General features: G+C 66.4%; 18 protein-coding genes. 5 read left to right on the forward strand and 13 right to left on the reverse strand.

Going from position 1 to position 14431, the window contains the following annotated elements; translation table 11 throughout:
- Positions 1-174: 174 nt before the first annotated feature.
- Positions 175-1566 (reverse strand): xylulokinase, encoded by a 1392-nt coding sequence (locus QOH60_RS15140; protein WP_526421712.1) that lies wholly within the window; start codon positions 1564-1566, stop codon positions 175-177.
- Between the two features lie 21 nt (positions 1567-1587).
- Here QOH60_RS15140 and QOH60_RS15145 point away from each other — a divergent pair, with 21 nt between their 5' ends.
- Positions 1588-2562: an NAD(P)-dependent oxidoreductase gene (locus tag QOH60_RS15145; protein WP_526421714.1), complete on the forward strand. Its 975-nt coding sequence runs from the start codon at positions 1588-1590 to the stop codon at positions 2560-2562.
- Positions 2559-3215 carry an L-fuculose-phosphate aldolase gene (locus QOH60_RS15150; RefSeq protein ID WP_526421716.1) on the forward strand — a complete coding sequence of 219 codons (657 nt, stop codon included), beginning with the start codon at positions 2559-2561 and terminating at the stop codon, positions 3213-3215. Before QOH60_RS15145 ends, QOH60_RS15150 begins: the two co-directional genes overlap by 4 nt.
- A 4-nt stretch (positions 3216-3219) precedes the next feature.
- Here QOH60_RS15150 and QOH60_RS15155 read toward each other — a convergent pair whose 3' ends face one another.
- Together QOH60_RS15155 and QOH60_RS15160 are read right to left on the reverse strand one after the other, a co-directional pair.
- On the reverse strand, positions 3220-3522 hold the full coding sequence (locus QOH60_RS15155; RefSeq protein ID WP_526421718.1) for a hypothetical protein: 303 nt from the start codon (positions 3520-3522) through the stop codon (positions 3220-3222).
- On the reverse strand, positions 3522-4604 hold the full coding sequence (locus QOH60_RS15160; protein ID WP_526421720.1) for a hypothetical protein: 1083 nt from the start codon (positions 4602-4604) through the stop codon (positions 3522-3524). Before QOH60_RS15160 ends, QOH60_RS15155 begins: the two co-directional genes overlap by 1 nt.
- Before the next feature lie 128 nt (positions 4605-4732).
- Here QOH60_RS15160 and QOH60_RS15165 point away from each other — a divergent pair, with 128 nt between their 5' ends.
- Positions 4733-5416: an alpha/beta fold hydrolase gene (locus QOH60_RS15165; RefSeq protein ID WP_526421722.1), complete on the forward strand. Its 684-nt coding sequence runs from the start codon at positions 4733-4735 to the stop codon at positions 5414-5416.
- On the opposite strand, the gene QOH60_RS15170 is transcribed toward QOH60_RS15165, so the two are convergent.
- The 3 genes from QOH60_RS15170 to sppA are packed head-to-tail and all read right to left on the reverse strand — an operon-like array spanning position 5391 to position 9209.
- Positions 5391-6647 (reverse strand): zinc-dependent alcohol dehydrogenase, encoded by a 1257-nt coding sequence (locus tag QOH60_RS15170; protein WP_526421724.1) that lies wholly within the window; start codon positions 6645-6647, stop codon positions 5391-5393. The two genes, QOH60_RS15165 and QOH60_RS15170, sit on opposite strands and share 26 nt — an antisense overlap.
- Positions 6644-7414 (reverse strand): SDR family NAD(P)-dependent oxidoreductase, encoded by a 771-nt coding sequence (locus QOH60_RS15175; RefSeq protein WP_526421726.1) that lies wholly within the window; start codon positions 7412-7414, stop codon positions 6644-6646. Before QOH60_RS15175 ends, QOH60_RS15170 begins: the two co-directional genes overlap by 4 nt.
- Positions 7415-7418: 4 nt before the next feature.
- Entirely contained in the window at positions 7419-9209 is a 1791-nt protein-coding gene (sppA, locus tag QOH60_RS15180; protein ID WP_526421728.1) for a signal peptide peptidase SppA, read from the reverse strand.
- 74 nt (positions 9210-9283) lie between these two features.
- Here sppA and QOH60_RS15185 point away from each other — a divergent pair, with 74 nt between their 5' ends.
- On the forward strand, positions 9284-9895 hold the full coding sequence (locus QOH60_RS15185; protein WP_526421730.1) for a dihydrofolate reductase family protein: 612 nt from the start codon (positions 9284-9286) through the stop codon (positions 9893-9895).
- On the opposite strand, the gene QOH60_RS15190 is transcribed toward QOH60_RS15185, so the two are convergent.
- Positions 9885-10601 carry a nitroreductase family protein gene (locus QOH60_RS15190; protein ID WP_526421732.1) on the reverse strand — a complete coding sequence of 239 codons (717 nt, stop codon included), beginning with the start codon at positions 10599-10601 and terminating at the stop codon, positions 9885-9887. The two genes, QOH60_RS15185 and QOH60_RS15190, sit on opposite strands and share 11 nt — an antisense overlap.
- A gap of 59 nt (positions 10602-10660) precedes the next feature.
- On the opposite strand from QOH60_RS15190, the gene QOH60_RS15195 reads away from it, so the two are divergent.
- Positions 10661-11617 carry an LLM class flavin-dependent oxidoreductase gene (locus QOH60_RS15195; RefSeq protein ID WP_526421734.1) on the forward strand — a complete coding sequence of 319 codons (957 nt, stop codon included), beginning with the start codon at positions 10661-10663 and terminating at the stop codon, positions 11615-11617.
- Positions 11618-11719: 102 nt separating this feature from the next.
- Here the strand turns inward: QOH60_RS15195 and rplO are convergent, their stop codons facing one another.
- Genes rplO through rpsH form a run of 6 tightly spaced genes read right to left on the reverse strand, consistent with a single transcriptional unit; the run spans position 11720 to position 14427 of the window.
- On the reverse strand, positions 11720-12166 hold the full coding sequence (gene rplO, locus QOH60_RS15200) for a 50S ribosomal protein L15 (protein WP_526421736.1): 447 nt from the start codon (positions 12164-12166) through the stop codon (positions 11720-11722).
- Complete coding sequence (gene rpmD / locus QOH60_RS15205) at positions 12163-12345, reverse strand: 50S ribosomal protein L30 (protein WP_526421738.1); 183 nt, start codon at positions 12343-12345, stop codon at positions 12163-12165. The genes rplO and rpmD overlap by 4 nt, the downstream gene beginning before the upstream one ends.
- Positions 12346-12347: 2 nt before the next feature.
- Positions 12348-13049, reverse strand: a complete 702-nt coding sequence (gene rpsE, locus QOH60_RS15210) for a 30S ribosomal protein S5 (protein WP_526421902.1) — start codon at positions 13047-13049, stop codon at positions 12348-12350.
- Positions 13050-13074: 25 nt separating this feature from the next.
- Entirely contained in the window at positions 13075-13473 is a 399-nt protein-coding gene (rplR, locus tag QOH60_RS15215) for a 50S ribosomal protein L18 (RefSeq protein ID WP_526421740.1), read from the reverse strand.
- Between the two features lie 2 nt (positions 13474-13475).
- Positions 13476-14015: a 50S ribosomal protein L6 gene (gene rplF / locus QOH60_RS15220; protein ID WP_526421742.1), complete on the reverse strand. Its 540-nt coding sequence runs from the start codon at positions 14013-14015 to the stop codon at positions 13476-13478.
- 13 nt (positions 14016-14028) lie between these two features.
- Positions 14029-14427, reverse strand: coding sequence for a 30S ribosomal protein S8 (gene rpsH, locus QOH60_RS15225; protein ID WP_526421744.1), 399 nt, complete (start codon positions 14425-14427; stop codon positions 14029-14031).
- Positions 14428-14431 lie beyond the last annotated feature (4 nt).

A 14431-nucleotide genomic window follows, 5' to 3' on the forward strand; every position in this document is an offset into this window, starting at 1 on the left:
GGGATGCTTACGCCGCCAACGGTTTCGAGTTTCCCGAGGAGACCCACACGCCCTTCGCGAACCTCAGCTACGTCAGCGCCGTACTGCCCTAGTTCACCTCCTCTTTGCGCGAGCGTGCGTGTCTGCAGCCGACACGCCGGTGCCAGGACCCGATTTCGCGCACGCTCGCGGCAGCTAGACGGGCCATCCGCTCAGCTCGAGGAATCGCGCGTAGCGATCCTGCGTGGCCGACGTCCAAGCCGGGTCCGGCTCGACGATGTGCTGCGTCGAGGCCCAGCGGGCGGCATCGGTCATCGAGGACTCCAGTCCCACCGCCATTCTCGCCATGAATGCCGCGCCCAGTGCCGCGCCCTCCGCGACGCCAGACACCTCGACCGGCACGCCGGTCGCGTCGGCGATCGCCTGCATCCACGGCTCGACGCGGGTGCCGCCGCCGGTCGCGACGACGCGCGACACGGGTACTCCGCTCAGGTCGATGAGATGGCGCACCACGAACGCCGACGCCTCAAACGCCGCGCGCCGCAACGTCGCGGCGTCGTGGGTGAGATCCAGGCCGTCCAGCGCTGCACGCCGGTCCGGGTCGTGCAGCGGGGTTCGCTCACCACGCACGTACGGCGACCAGACTGGAACCCGGCGCGGATCAGACTGTGACGTCGGGCTCTGGGTCGTATTACCTTGGCCCACAAGGCGATCCACCCAGTTCAGGAACAGGCCACCTGCGTTGCTGGCACCGCCCATCTGGCTCAGCCCCGGCAAGAGGCGCGGAACGGTCCACAACCCCGGTACCTCATTCGCCTGCGAGGTCGTCGCCCAGACGATCAACGTGGTGCCGCACACGACGAGCACGTCCCCCTCGCCGTCAGCACCGGCGACCAGTTGTTCGCACAGCGCGTCGATCGCGCCGGCCGCCAGCACCGTGTCGGTTCCGAAGACTCTGCCAACAGCGGCGCCCATCATCTCGACACGCGGCATGCGGTCCGTCGAAACCCCGAGTTCCCCGCATGCCGACGCGCTCCAGCCGGAACCGTCGAACAATGGGTATGCGGTGCCCGCGGTGGCGAGATCGATCACGGCCTCCCCCGCCAGCGCGTAGTTGGCCACCGCGGGCGCAGGCCAGTACCCGGCTGCCTCAGGTGCCTGCTTCGCGGTCCATCGCAGGAATTCGGCCATCTCGCCGGTCAGGAATGCGCCTGGCTCCGGGGCGAACGAAGCGACGGGAGAGCGTCCCGTACTGCCGCGCCCGCGAGCGTCGCCGTACAACAGGCCAGGAGTGATCGGCCGGCCCTCCGCATCGACGGCGGTCAGCGACGGCACCATCGCCGACACCGCGGCCGCCAGCGCGTCGGGCTGAGCCAATTGGCGCATGGCAACAGAGGGGCCCGCGCGCCAGGCGTCGTCGGCGTCGTGCTCGAGGCGGTCGGCGTCGGGCACCCGCACCTCGTGCGGGATCCGCGCTCTGGCGAGCACCCGGCCATGTTCGTCGGCGGCCACGGCCTTGACGGCCGTGGTGCCGATGTCGATGCCGACCGTGACCTCGGAAGAAGAACCGCGTGACACGGGCGTCACCGTACGCCAGCATGTGCAGACGTGACCCGACTTCGCGCGCTGGTGACCGCTCCGTTGCGTGGGCCAGGCCTGGACAAGCTGCGGCAGCTGGCCGATGTCGTCTACGACCCGTGGATCGACCAGACCCCGCTGCGGATCTACAGCGCTGAGCAGCTCGCCGAGCGGATCCGCGCAGAGGGCGCCGATGTTGTTGTGGTGGAGAGCGATTCGGTGAGCGGACCGGTCTTCGAGCTGGGGCTGCGAGCAGTCGCCTCCACGCGCGGAGACCCGAACAACGTCGACGTGGCTGCGGCGACGGCCGCAGGAGTCCCTGTGCTGTACACGCCTGCGCGCAACGCCGACGCGGTCGCCGAGATGACGCTGGCACTCCTGTTCGCCGCCACCCGACATCTGGTGACCGCAGATGCGGACGTCAGGGCGGGCCAGGCGTTCCGCGACGGCACCATCCCATATCAGCGGTTCCGGGCCTGGGAGGTCGCTGGGCGCACGGCCGGACTGGTGGGTCTCGGCGCGGTCGGCCGGGCACTGGCATGGCGGTTGACCGGGCTGGGCATGTCGGTCATCGCCTCCGACCCGTACAACGACGAGGCCCGTCACAGCATCGACGAGGTGCTGGCCGAGGCCGATGTGGTCTCCCTGCACGCACCGGTCACCGACGACACAGCCGGGATGATCGGTGCCGCGCAGTTCGCCGCGATGCGCGACGGGGTGGTGTTCCTCAACACCGCCCGCGCCCAGCTGCACGACACCGATGCGTTAGTCGACGCGCTGCGCAGCGGCAAAGTGGGCGCCGCGGGGCTCGACCATTTCGTCGGGGAATGGCTGCCGACGGATCATCCGCTGACGGCGATGCCCAACGTGGTCCTGACGCCGCATATCGGCGGAGCCACGTGGAACACTGAGGCCAGGCAGGCGCAGATGGTTGCCGACGATCTCGACGCCCTCCTGTCGGGCAGAACGCCTGCCCATATCGTCAACCCGGAGGTGCTCCAATGAGGTTCGTCGACAACCCCGAGACCGCGGTGCTGGCCGCCGCCAAGGACATGTTGCGGCGGGGGCTGGTCGAGGGAACCGCGGGCAACATCTCGGCCCGGCGCGAGGACGGCAACGTCGTCGTCACCCCGTCGTCGGTCGATTACGCCGACATGGAATTGGACGACCTCGTGCTCGTCGACGCGGACGGCAATGTGCTCGAGGCCAAGGATGGCCGGGCCCCCTCATCGGAGATGAAGCTGCACCTCGCGTGCTATCAGGCGTTCGACGACGTCGGCAGCGTGATCCACAGCCACCCCGTGTGGGCGACGATGTTCGCCATCGCGCAACAGCCGATCCCCGCCTGCATCGACGAGTTCGCCGTCTACTGCGGAGGCGATGTTCTCGTCACGGAGTACGCCGCCTCCGGCACGCCGGACGTGGGCACCAACGCGGTGAAGGCGCTGCAGGGCCGGGCGGCGGCGCTGATCGCCAACCACGGCCTGGTGGCCGTGGGCCCACGCCCCGACAAGGTGCTGCATGTGACCGCGCTCGTCGAGCGGACCGCGCAGATCGTCTGGGGGGCAAAGGCACTCGGCGGGCCCGTACCCATACCGGATGAGATCAACCGCAACTTCGCGGGCGTCTACACATATCTGCGCGCCAACCCGATGTAGTGACTCAACCCGGCAGCTTCGGACGCCAAACGATATAAACAATCCCAACCGCGATGGTCAGGATCAGGCCGAGAGCGGACAGCGCCATACCCATGATCACGATCGCCATGTTCGATGCGACGCCCTGCCTGATGTTACGAATTCCCATGACGCCCAGGCAGATTCCAGGGATACCCAGGGTGACGCCACCAAGTACTGGAGAGGCTGCGATGCTGAAAATTCCGAGGACAAGCGCGCCGATTCCAAATCCATTGCGCCCCTGAGCCCGCACCTCCTCTGGAGGGCTTCCCTGATCGTCGTCGCTCACTAGCATGTCAGGGCTCTCCCGGGATCTAGTTCCAGTTTCGTGGCGACGACGTCGCTACCGGCGACGCGGATTGTGCGCTTTTTGGAGCAGTCGTACACCCAGACGGCGTCTTCGCTTTGACCAAGCACGAGGACAGTTTGGTCATCCGGAGTAATTGGCTTCTGGTCGTTGACGTTGTGCCAGATGACGGTCGCGATTTGTGGCTGGACGCCCAACAACTCACGCAAAGCAGGCGGAAATCTTCCGTGGTCGTGGAGATCCCGCGCTGCGCTCGCGACGGCACTCACGGCGTAGGCGCTCAGCACTATGGCGACAAGAACCGACACGATGGTCGCCGTGACGATACGGAAGTAGCGGGTTTGCCGCAGGAGCCTGAATGGCACGAAAAACACGGGGAATACGGCGATCAGAAGAACCGGGACGAACGAGCCGAATAAGATTTTCCCCGTGAAACCTAATTCACCATCGCGTTCGTCCCACGCGAGGGCGTAACCGCCGACGGTGTAGCCGATACCGGCCAACGATGTAATTACAAGCCACGGCACGGAATCGCCCCGGCGGGCGCTCGCAACGAAACGTGCCAGCCGCCCGCCCGTCTTTCGGTCCACCCCTGTGACAAGAACGTTCGAGAGGATCAAGGCCGGCACAAGAGCCACGATGGCTCCGATGATCCAGGGCAAATGTGACGGCGTGCTGTCGAGAAACAACCAGACGACGAGCAGCATCACGACGAGGGCCTGCCCCCAGGGCTGCCGCCAAGCCGTGCGGAGCACAGTGCGAAGACGCCCGCCAGTCATCCAGTTGAGCAGCCACACGAACGTCACGATCGCGCACGTCAAAGGAACGATCACGGCGATCAGGACCACAATCACCGTCGCCATGCGGCCCAGCAGGACGGTCTGGTTGATCCCAGCCTCGTCCAACGTGATCCCGAACACCTCATAAAACTTGGCCAGTAGATAGCTCACGAGGACATAGGTCACCACTACGAACGGCAGGGTGATCGCTGCCGCGCCCTGGAACATCGGCAGGAGTCGTTCCTGCACAACGGCGTCGGTTCGCACATCGTGCTGCTTCGCCATCGCCATCACCCCTCGTTGATCGGATGCGGGACATCCGCGCACGGCGTGAAGTCGAATTTAACGGAGGAGTCCGCTGCTCATGCGCGATTAGCCATATCACGTCGGCGGGAGCGTGTTATCGATACAGGATGATCACCATCGTTCTGGTTCACGGCATGTTTCACGGCCCCTGGTGCTGGGACAGGCTGGTTCCACTTCTGCGGGGTGGCGACGTCGTGGTCGCGACGCCGGATCTCTCGCGCAACCCCATGGACCCGGGACCCGCCCAGCAGGCGGTTGACGCGGCTGCCGAGCGCGGCCCAGTCATCGTGTGCGGCCACTCATTTGGCGGTTATGCCGCCACAGCGCTGACTCCGGAGAAGATCACGCGGATGGTGCTGCTCGCCGCGTATGTGCTCGACGACTGGGAATGGTTCCCCACCCTGCCGACGACATCGCACTTTTTCGAGATGGTGGCCACCGATGCCGCTGGCGTCATGACGCCCAAACCCGAGCGTGCGACCGAGCTGTTCTACGGGGACTGCACCACTGCCGACGCCGAGTGGGCGATCGCCAAGTTGTGTTCGTCGTCGGCCGAGGGCATGAAGTTCGTGATGGAGCGGCCGGCGTGGCGTGAGGTGCCGACGACGTACGTGCAGTGCGAATTGGATAACGTCTTCACGCAGGAGTACATGACCGCGGCGCGCGCCCATGTAGGTACCGGGTTGTCCATGCCGACGAGCCACTCGCCGATGCTTTCCCGGCCCGATCTCGTTGCAAATCTGCTCAATTCGGTTGTCGCCGAGGTCAGCGCTGATCGATCGCGACCTTGACGGCTCCTGACTCCCCCTGGTTGGCAATCGCGAGGAACGCATCCCGCCACTGGTCCAGCGCGAATGTGTGAGTAAGCATGGGCCGCAGGTCGATTCGGCCGTCAGCGGCCAGATCGAGATAGTGTGCGATCGCGTGCTTGCGCTCCCCCTCGACCTCCTCGACGCCGAACGCGTTCGAGCCGACCCAGCTGATCTCCTTGAAATACAGCGGGCTCCACTCCCACCGGCCGGGCGCATGGACGCCCGCTTTCACCAGAGTTCCCCGCGACTTCAGCACGCGCACACCGACTTCGAACGTCTCGGGCTTGCCCACGGTGTCGTAGACCACGTCAACCGCCCCCGGGTGCGCCATCGGGAGGCCCTGCAGCGGCTGCCACAACTTGCCACCACCCCAGGCCACGATCTCCTCAATGACCGTCAAGCGTGGCTCGTGCGCGAGCACGACGGTGGCACCGAACCGGCGGGCCAGTTCAGCCTGGGCGTCGAAGCGCGCGACCACCGCCACTGCCACATCTGGGTACAACGCACGCAACAGCGCGACCGCGCACAGTCCCAACGAACCCGCGCCGTAGACGAGCACCCGTCCCGACGCGGGCGGCGGGTGGCGGGTGACGGCGTGCAGTGACACCGAGAACGGATCGGCGAACACCGCGATTTCGTCGGGCACTGAGTCCGGCACTGGAAACAACATCGAGTCGTGCGCGGGCATTAGCTGTGCGTAACCCCCGGTGACGTCGGCGGACACCCCGGTGTGAATGCCCGGCTTGATATCGCCGTCGGTGAAGCTCCAGCACAGGCTGTAGTCGCCGATTTCACATGCAGGGCAACGAGGTTCGATACCCCTGGGCCCGCACGACAGCCTGGGGGCACCTCCCGCTCGCGGGGGAGGGTTGAGCACCACCCGTTGCCCCGCGTCCAGGCCGCGGGCTCTCGGCCCGAGCGCTACTACGTCGGCCACCACCTCGTGGCCCATCACCTGAGGAAACGAGCAGAACGCCGCCATCGCGTTGTCGACATCGCCCTCGCCGAAATCGAGCAGGATCTGCTTGGAGTCCGATCCGCAGATTCCTGTCAGGCGCGGCCGGGTGACCACCCAATCATCGTGCAGCGGTTGTGGATCCGGCACATCCTGCAGCGCGACCGGCGACCGGGCGAGGTTCTGGGTGAGGATGTTCGCGTCGTCGGGAACGTCGTACGGCTGGGGCGCCACCCCGTAGACGAGGGCCTTCATGGCCGGGCCATGCCCGCAGCGCCGGTGATGTAGGTGTCGATGTCCGTGTTCTTCATGTCGACGACCACCTTCATGTCCGGGACGTAGTGCTCGAACCGGTCGGTGCCCAGCGCCGCGATGATGTCGCGCGCCACCTCGTCGGCCGGGAACTTCGGCCCCTCGTACAAGGGCCGTTCGCTGCCCGGCTGGTCCCAGATCTCGGTGTCGACGGGCCCCGGCTGGATCAGCTTCACCGTGACGCCCGTGCCGTGCAGGTCGACAGCCATGGATTCGCTCCAGCCGCACAACGCGAATTTGCTTGCGCAGTAGGCGGCTTCGTGGATGATCCCGAGCCGGCCGCCGACGCTCGACACGTTGACGATCATCCCCGCATCACGGGCAAGCATCCGCGGCAGGACCGCGAGAGTGAGGCGCATCGGGCCGAAGAAGTTGACGCGCATGACGTCCTCGACGTCGTCTGCATCCAGCTCGGTGACGCGGCGGCGTTTAGGGACGGCGGCGTTGTTGATCAGCACGTCGATCCCGCCGAGCGTGTCCCAGGCCTGCTGTGCCAGTTCACTTATCGCCGACGTGTCTGCGAGGTCGGCGACCCACATCGCCGACCCGGGCGTAGCGCAGTCGGCCAGCACCTCGGCCAGGCGGTCACGTCGGCGCGCGATCAGGCCGACGATCGCGCCCTGGTCGGCGAGCTGACGGGCCAGCGCGGCGCCAATCCCGGAGGAGGCGCCGGTGATCAGTACCCGCTGGCCGGCGGCCGACAACGCCATGGCATCAGAACCGGTGATCGCCGAGCCAGAGCACGCTGGCTCCGGACAGCGAACGCTCGGCCTGCTCGACGATGCCAGCCACCGAACGCGTCAATACGGCCGCGACCGCGTCCGGCAGCGACGCGGCGGCCGGTTGTGACGACGGCCGCGGGCGCAGCATGTCCATCAGCGAAGAACCGGGGTAGTCGACGATGGGCACGTCCTCGTCGACGTCGAGTCCGGCGAGGATCTTCGCCCGTGCGATTGCGGTGCGCAGACCTCCGAGCTCGTCGACCAACCCGTGTTCGAGTGCGTCGGCGCCTGTCCACACTCGGCCGCGTGCCACCTCCTCCACATCGGCCACCGGCATGTTGCGTCCGTCGGCGACCCGCGCCACGAAGTCGCGGTAGAACAAATCGGCTTCGGCTTCGACCTGGGCGTGCTGTTCGGAGGTGAAGGGCGCATCCGTCGACCACGCATCGGCATTCGCGTTGGTACGCACCACATCCGAGCCGACACCCAATCGTTCTTTCAGGCCGCGCGCCACCAGCTTGCCTGTCACCACACCGATCGAGCCGGTGATCGTGCCTGCGTTCGCGACGATCGCGTCGGCTCCCATCGACACGTAGTAGCCGCCGGATGCCGCGACCGCGCCCATCGACGCGACGACGGGCTTGCCCTCGCCGCGCACCCGGGCAACCTCCCGCCAGATGGTCTCCGAACCGGTGACCGAGCCGCCGGGACTGTCGACGCGCAGTACCACGGCGGCGATGTCGTCGTCGGCGGCGGCTTCGCGCAGCGCCGCGGCGATCGTGTCACCGCCAGAGCTGTTGGACACCAAGGGCAATGGGCGCGAGCCGCCGCGGCCGCTGACGATCGGCCCGGCTACGGTGACCACCGCGATTGTCGGCTTGGCTTTGCGCCCAGGCACTTTCGGGGCGGGAAGGGAACTCCGGTGCGACGTGGCACGGGCATAGCGGGCGAGGTACAGCCGAGGCGGGTCCTCGTCGGCACCGCCCCGACGCTCTTCGCGCGAGCGCTCATCGACCAGTTCGGCGATCCGCTCGTAGGCCTCGTCGCGATACCCGATCCGGTCGACAAGCTTGCCGGCGACGGCGTCGTCGCGTAGCAGCGGCGCGCGGTCGGCGAGAGCGTCAAGCTCGGCCGCGTCGAGCTTGCGTGACTCGGCCACGGCCTCCCACACCTGGCCGTGCAGGCTTTCCAGCAGTCGGCTGTCAGCCTCGCGATGAGCGTCTGTGTAGCTCTCCTGCGTGAAAAGGTTTGCCGCAGACTTGTATTCACCACGCGCGACGAATTGCGCCTCGACACCTGCCTTGTCGAGGGCACCGCGGAGGAACATTGCGTGCGCGGCGAACCCGACCAGGCCGACGGTGCCCGACGGCTGCATCCACACCTCGCTGAATGCGGACGCGAGATAGTACGACAGCGTGCCCGGATAGGTCTCGGCCCAGGCCAGTGCCGGCTTCGCCGCGGCGAATACCGCGATCGCCTCGCGCAGTTCCTCCACCGGCGCGGCGGGTGCGGCCGGAATCTGCACGCGGGCAATCAGTCCGCTGACCCGCGGGTCCTCGGCGGCGCGATGAATCGCGGCGACGGCGTCGCGCAGCAGCAACGGTCTGCCGCCGCCGGAGATCAGTGCGAACGGGTCGAAGCTGCTGGTTTCCGGGGGTGCGGCGAGAAGGTCCAGTTCCAGCACGCAGCCGTTCGGTACGCCGTGATGACGGACGGTGTCGACTTTGCGACCGACTGACCGCAGGTCGTCGAGGCTGGGAATGCCGGGCAGGAAATCGAACATGGGCCGAGCCTACAGATCAGCCCGCGCAGCTAGGCTTCCGATGAGTTTTCCCTACCTCAGAGGTCTGCAGTGACGTGACCAGAACCAATCTCTCAATGTCGATCTCCGCGGATGGCTATGTCGCAGGTCCCGGCCAATCCGAGCAACACCCACTTGGTATCGGCGGCGAGGCACTGCACCAATGGCACCTCGGCGCGGCCAAGAACCATCCGGTCAACCTCCAGGTGGTCTCGGACATGATGGACGGAATGGGGGCAACGATTATGGGCCGCAATATGTTCGGCCCGATTCGTGGTGAGTGGGACGTGGAATGGAAGGGTTGGTGGGGTGAGGATCCTCCCTACCATTGCCCTGTCTTTGTACTCACGCATTACGCACGCGAGCAGATCTCCATGGCCGGCGGCACCACGTTTCACTTCGTGACCGACGGGATCGAAGCCGCGTATGAACAAGCGCAGGCGGCCGCAGGGGGTCAGGCGATCTCCATCGCGGGAGGGGCCTCGTGTGCACGTCAGGCGATCGAAGCCGGGCTGGTCGATGAGATCGACCTCCAGGTGAATCCGGTGATCCTAGGCGCGGGTGAGCGCCTGTTCGACGGGTTCGAGGCCGGCACGCCCGCTTTGGAGCTCGTCCGGGTGCTGGAGGCTCCTGGCGTAGCCCACCTTCGCTACCGGGTCATCCGGTGACTCGATCGCCACGCGACAGCCAGGCGCGGTTGCCGTAGCTGTCGAGGTGGGCCACCTCTTCGACGGGCTTGCGAGTGGTCGGGCCGTAGCGGCCGCGTGGCCAACCGAGCGGCACCATGCACACCGGTGTGACTGTCAGCGGCAGGCCAAGGATTCTGCGCGCCGACGTCACGCTCCACAGCGGCATGGTGATCAGCGAGGCACCCAGCCCCATCGCCCGCGCCGCAAGCAACAAGTTCTGCACGCTCGGGTAGATCGATCCGAAATACGACGTCTCTCCCACAAAAGGTGTTGGCATGTAGGGCAATCGCATACCTCCGCGCAGGCAGGGCACGACAAGCACCGGAATCTCCTCGAAGTGGTCGATCTGCCATTGGACGGCGCGCAGGATCTTCTTGTTCGTTTCGTCGTTGGCGGCCACGCGTCGGGCGATCGCCCCGTACAGCAACCAAGGCTGCCGGTAGCGCTTGGCGAATTGCGCCTTCACAGTGGCGTCCTTGACGACGATGAACTCCCAGTTCTGCCCGTTCGATCCGGTGGGTGCCCGCAGCGCTAACTCGATGCACTTCAGCACGACGGCGTCGTCGACCGGATCGGGAAGGACGCGGCGTACCGCTCGCTGCGTCATCATCGCGTCGACAAGAGGCATGTTCAGGCGGTCAATCGCCTCGTCGACGGTAGGGACGGGGTTCGGTGAGTCCGGCATATACCTGAGGCTACGACACCCCCGCCCACCCCCCGTCGGCCAGCGCCTAGGTTGAATGCGTGCGGTTCTCGATTGCGATTCCCCAAATGGCCGGCGATGAGCCGCTTGCGCGAAGAGAAAATCGCGTCGGCGGTTTCGACGCCGAGGGCACGCGAAGCTATCTTCAACGGGCCGAAGAGCTCGGGTTCGAAGGTGGGTGGACGCTGGAAGGCACGGTCAGCGAAGCGCCCCTTATCGCGCCTTTGGAGCTGCTCTCATGGGCGGCGTCGTGCACGACGCGGCTGCGGCTGGGGGTTGCTGTGCTCATTACGTCGCTGCACGATCCGCTGCAATTGGCCTCTGCGGCAACGGCTGTCGACCAGCTCAGCCATGGCCGGCTCGATCTCGGAGTGGCACCCGGTGGCGGCTTCCGGCCGTTCGCGGCGTTTGGAGTCGAGCGCCAGACCTTCATCCGCAGCTTCACAGAAGGCTTGGAATTGATGAAGGCCGCTTGGTCCGACGAACCGCGGGTGACGTTCCACGGCTCGTTCCGCGACGTCGACGATCTGCCCTTTCAGCCCAAGCCCGTGCAGCGACCGCATCCGCCGATCTGGTTCGGTGGCACTGCTCCCCCGGCGTTGGCCCGCGCGGTCCGGCTCGGCGATGCGTTCCTCGGCGCGGGGTCGTCAAGCACCGAAACGTTCGCCGGGGTGGCGAAGGTGGTGCGTCGTGAGATCGCCGAGCGCGGGAAGGCGAACTTCACCATCGGCAAGCGCGTGTACCTGATGATCGACGACGACGCTGCCCGCGCCCGCGAACGCGCGCTGGCCGGGCTGCGGCGGATCTACGGGCCGAAGATGCCCGGTCTTGAAACTTTTCCGGTGTACGGGCCGCCCGACGACGTCGTGCGCGGGCTGCGCGAGGTGATCGACGCCGGTGCCGAGATGGTGTTACTCAACCCGGTCGGCGCCGACGTGGGTGAAGACCGCGAGCAGATGGAGCGGTTGGCCGCAGAGGTGATTCCCCAGCTGACGTGAGTCGGCTTGTTCACTTACGCCACACGCGTCACGGGCCGAAGGCATAGTTGCGTCGCCGCGGCGAGAGGCTGGAGTGACTCCTGTTGCGCCAGCCGAACCGAGTTACGAGAGCTCGGTGACGGATCCGCCTGCGGCGGTGATCTTTTCCTTCGCGGCGCCGCTGAACTTGTGTGCGCTCACCGACAGCTTGACCGCCAGCTTCCCGTCGCCCAGAACCTTGACGAGCGAGTTCTTACGCACCGCGCCCTTGGCCACCAGCTCATCGACACCGATCTCGCCGCCGTCGGGGAACAGCCGGTTGAGGTCGCCGACGTTGACGACCTCGTACTCGGTGCGGAACCGGTTGCGGAAGCCCTTCAACTTGGGCAGCCGCATGTGGATCGGCATCTGCCCGCCCTCAAAGGTCACTGGCACGTTCTTGCGCGCCTTCGTGCCCTTCGTGCCGCGGCCGGCTGTCTTGCCCTTGGAGCCTTCGCCGCGACCGACGCGCGTGCGCTTGGTCTTCGATCCCGGTGCCGGCTGCAGATCGTGCAGCTTGATTACGCTCATGAGACTTCCTCCACCTGGACGAGGTGGCGCACGGCCGCGATCAACCCGCGGGTCTGCGAATTGTCCTCACGGACAACGGAATGGCGAATCCGCCGCAACCCCAACGTCCGCAAGCTCTCGCGCTGCTTCCACCGGGCGCCGATAGTGCTGCGCACCTGGGTAATCCGAATATCCGCCATAATTATGCCGTTCCCTCCCGCGGGGTCGCGGCAGCCAGCGCCGCGGCCTCCCGGCGCGCGCGCAGCATGCTTGGCGGCGCAACGTCCTCGATCGCCAGACCGCGACGGGCCGCCACTTCCTCCGGACGCTGCAGCAGCTTGAGCGCGGCCACAGTCGCGTGCACCACGTTGATCGCATTGTCACTGCCCAGCGATTTGGCGAGAATGTCATGCACGCCAGCGCATTCCAGGACCGCGCGGCAGGCACCGCCGGCGATCACGCCGGTACCCGGGCTGGCCGGACGCAGCATCACCACACCCGCTGCCCTCTCACCCTGGACGGGGTGAGTGATCGTTCCGCCGATCAGCGGGACACGGAAGAAGTTCTTGCGCGCCTCCTCCACACCCTTGGCGATCGCAGCCGGGACCTCTTTGGCCTTGCCGTAGCCGACGCCGACCATCCCGTTGCCGTCGCCGACGATCACCAACGCGGTGAAGCTGAACCGGCGACCACCCTTGACCACCTTCGAGACGCGGTTGATCGTGACGACCCGCTCGAGGTAGTTACTCTTCTCCCCGCCGTCGCGGCCACCACGGCCACCGCGGTCGTCACGGCGCCCGCGGCCGTCGCGGCCGTCACGCCCGCCGCGCGACTCGCGCCCGTCGGATCGGCTCTCCGCCGATGCCACTGGCGCGGCGTCAGGACTATTCGCCTGCTCGGCCATCATGCAACCCTTCTATTGAAAGTCATCAGAACTTCAGCCCGCTCTCGCGCGCAGCGTCGGCGAGCGCAGCGATCCGTCCGCCGTAGGTGTACCCGCCACGGTCGAAGACCACGGTGTCGATGCCTGCCGCCTTCGCCCGCTCGGCGATCAGCTGCCCCACGCGCACGCTGTGGGCCTTCTTGTCTCCCTCGACCGCGCGAACATCCGCCTCGATCGACGACGCTGCGGCCAGCGTGGTGCCGGTGACATCGTTGACCAGCTGCACGTGGATGTGCCGCGACGACCGGTTGACCACGAGCCGCGGCCGCTCGGGGGTACCCGACACCTTCTTGCGCAGCCTCGCGTGGCGGCGCAGCCGTGCAGCCCTGCGCATTGCGGAAACGCTCTGGCCAACCTGCTTGTGATTCGTGTCTGTGCTCGCCATCGCTACTTGCCTGTCTTTCCGACCTTGCGGCGGACCTGCTCACCCTCGTACCGCACGCCCTTGCCCTTGTAGGGATCAGGACGACGCAGCCGCCGAATGTTCGCCGAGATCTGGCCGACTTTTTGCTTGTCGATACCTGTGATCGAGAACTTGGTCGGTGTCTCCACCGCGAACGTGATTCCCTCTGGCGCTTCGATAACCACGGGATGGCTGTACCCAAGCGCGAATTCGAGGTTGGAGCCCTTCAACACAACGCGGTAGCCGACGCCGAAGATCTCCATCTTCGTGGTGTAGCCCTGCGTCACACCGGTGACCAGGTTGCTCACCAGCGTGCGCGACAGCCCGTGCAGCGAGCGGTTGCGCCGCTCGTCGTCGGGCCGGGTGACCACGATGGCCCCGTCGTCGTCGCGGGACACCACGATCGGCTCGGCGACGTCGAGTGCCAAGGTGCCCTTGGGACCCTTGACCGAGATGGTCTGCCCTTCGATCGTGACGTCGACTCCCGACGGCACCGGAATCGGTTGCTTGCCAATACGCGACATGTCTAGTCCTCCCTCACCACACGTACGCGAGGACTTCGCCGCCGACGCCCTGCCGGGCGGCCTGGCGGTCGGTGAGCAGACCGGACGACGTGGAGATGATGGCCACGCCAAGACCTCCCAGCACGCGCGGAAGGTTGGTCGATTTCGCGTACACCCGCAGACCCGGCTTGCTGATCCGGCGAAGGCCCGCGATGCTGCGCTCGCGACTCGGACCGTACTTCAGCTGTACCACAAGCGATTTGCCGACGCGGGCATCCTCGGTGTGGTAGTCCGAGATGTACCCCTCCTTCTTCAGGATCTCGGCGATGTTGGCCTTGATCTTGCTGTGTGGCAACGCCACTTCGTCGTGATATGCCGAGTTGGCGTTGCGAATACGCGTCAGAAAGTCCGCGATCGGATCAGTCATCGTCATGAGG

This window comes from Mycobacterium sp., from assembly GCF_032159765.1.
Classification (GTDB): domain Bacteria; phylum Actinomycetota; class Actinomycetes; order Mycobacteriales; family Mycobacteriaceae; genus Mycobacterium.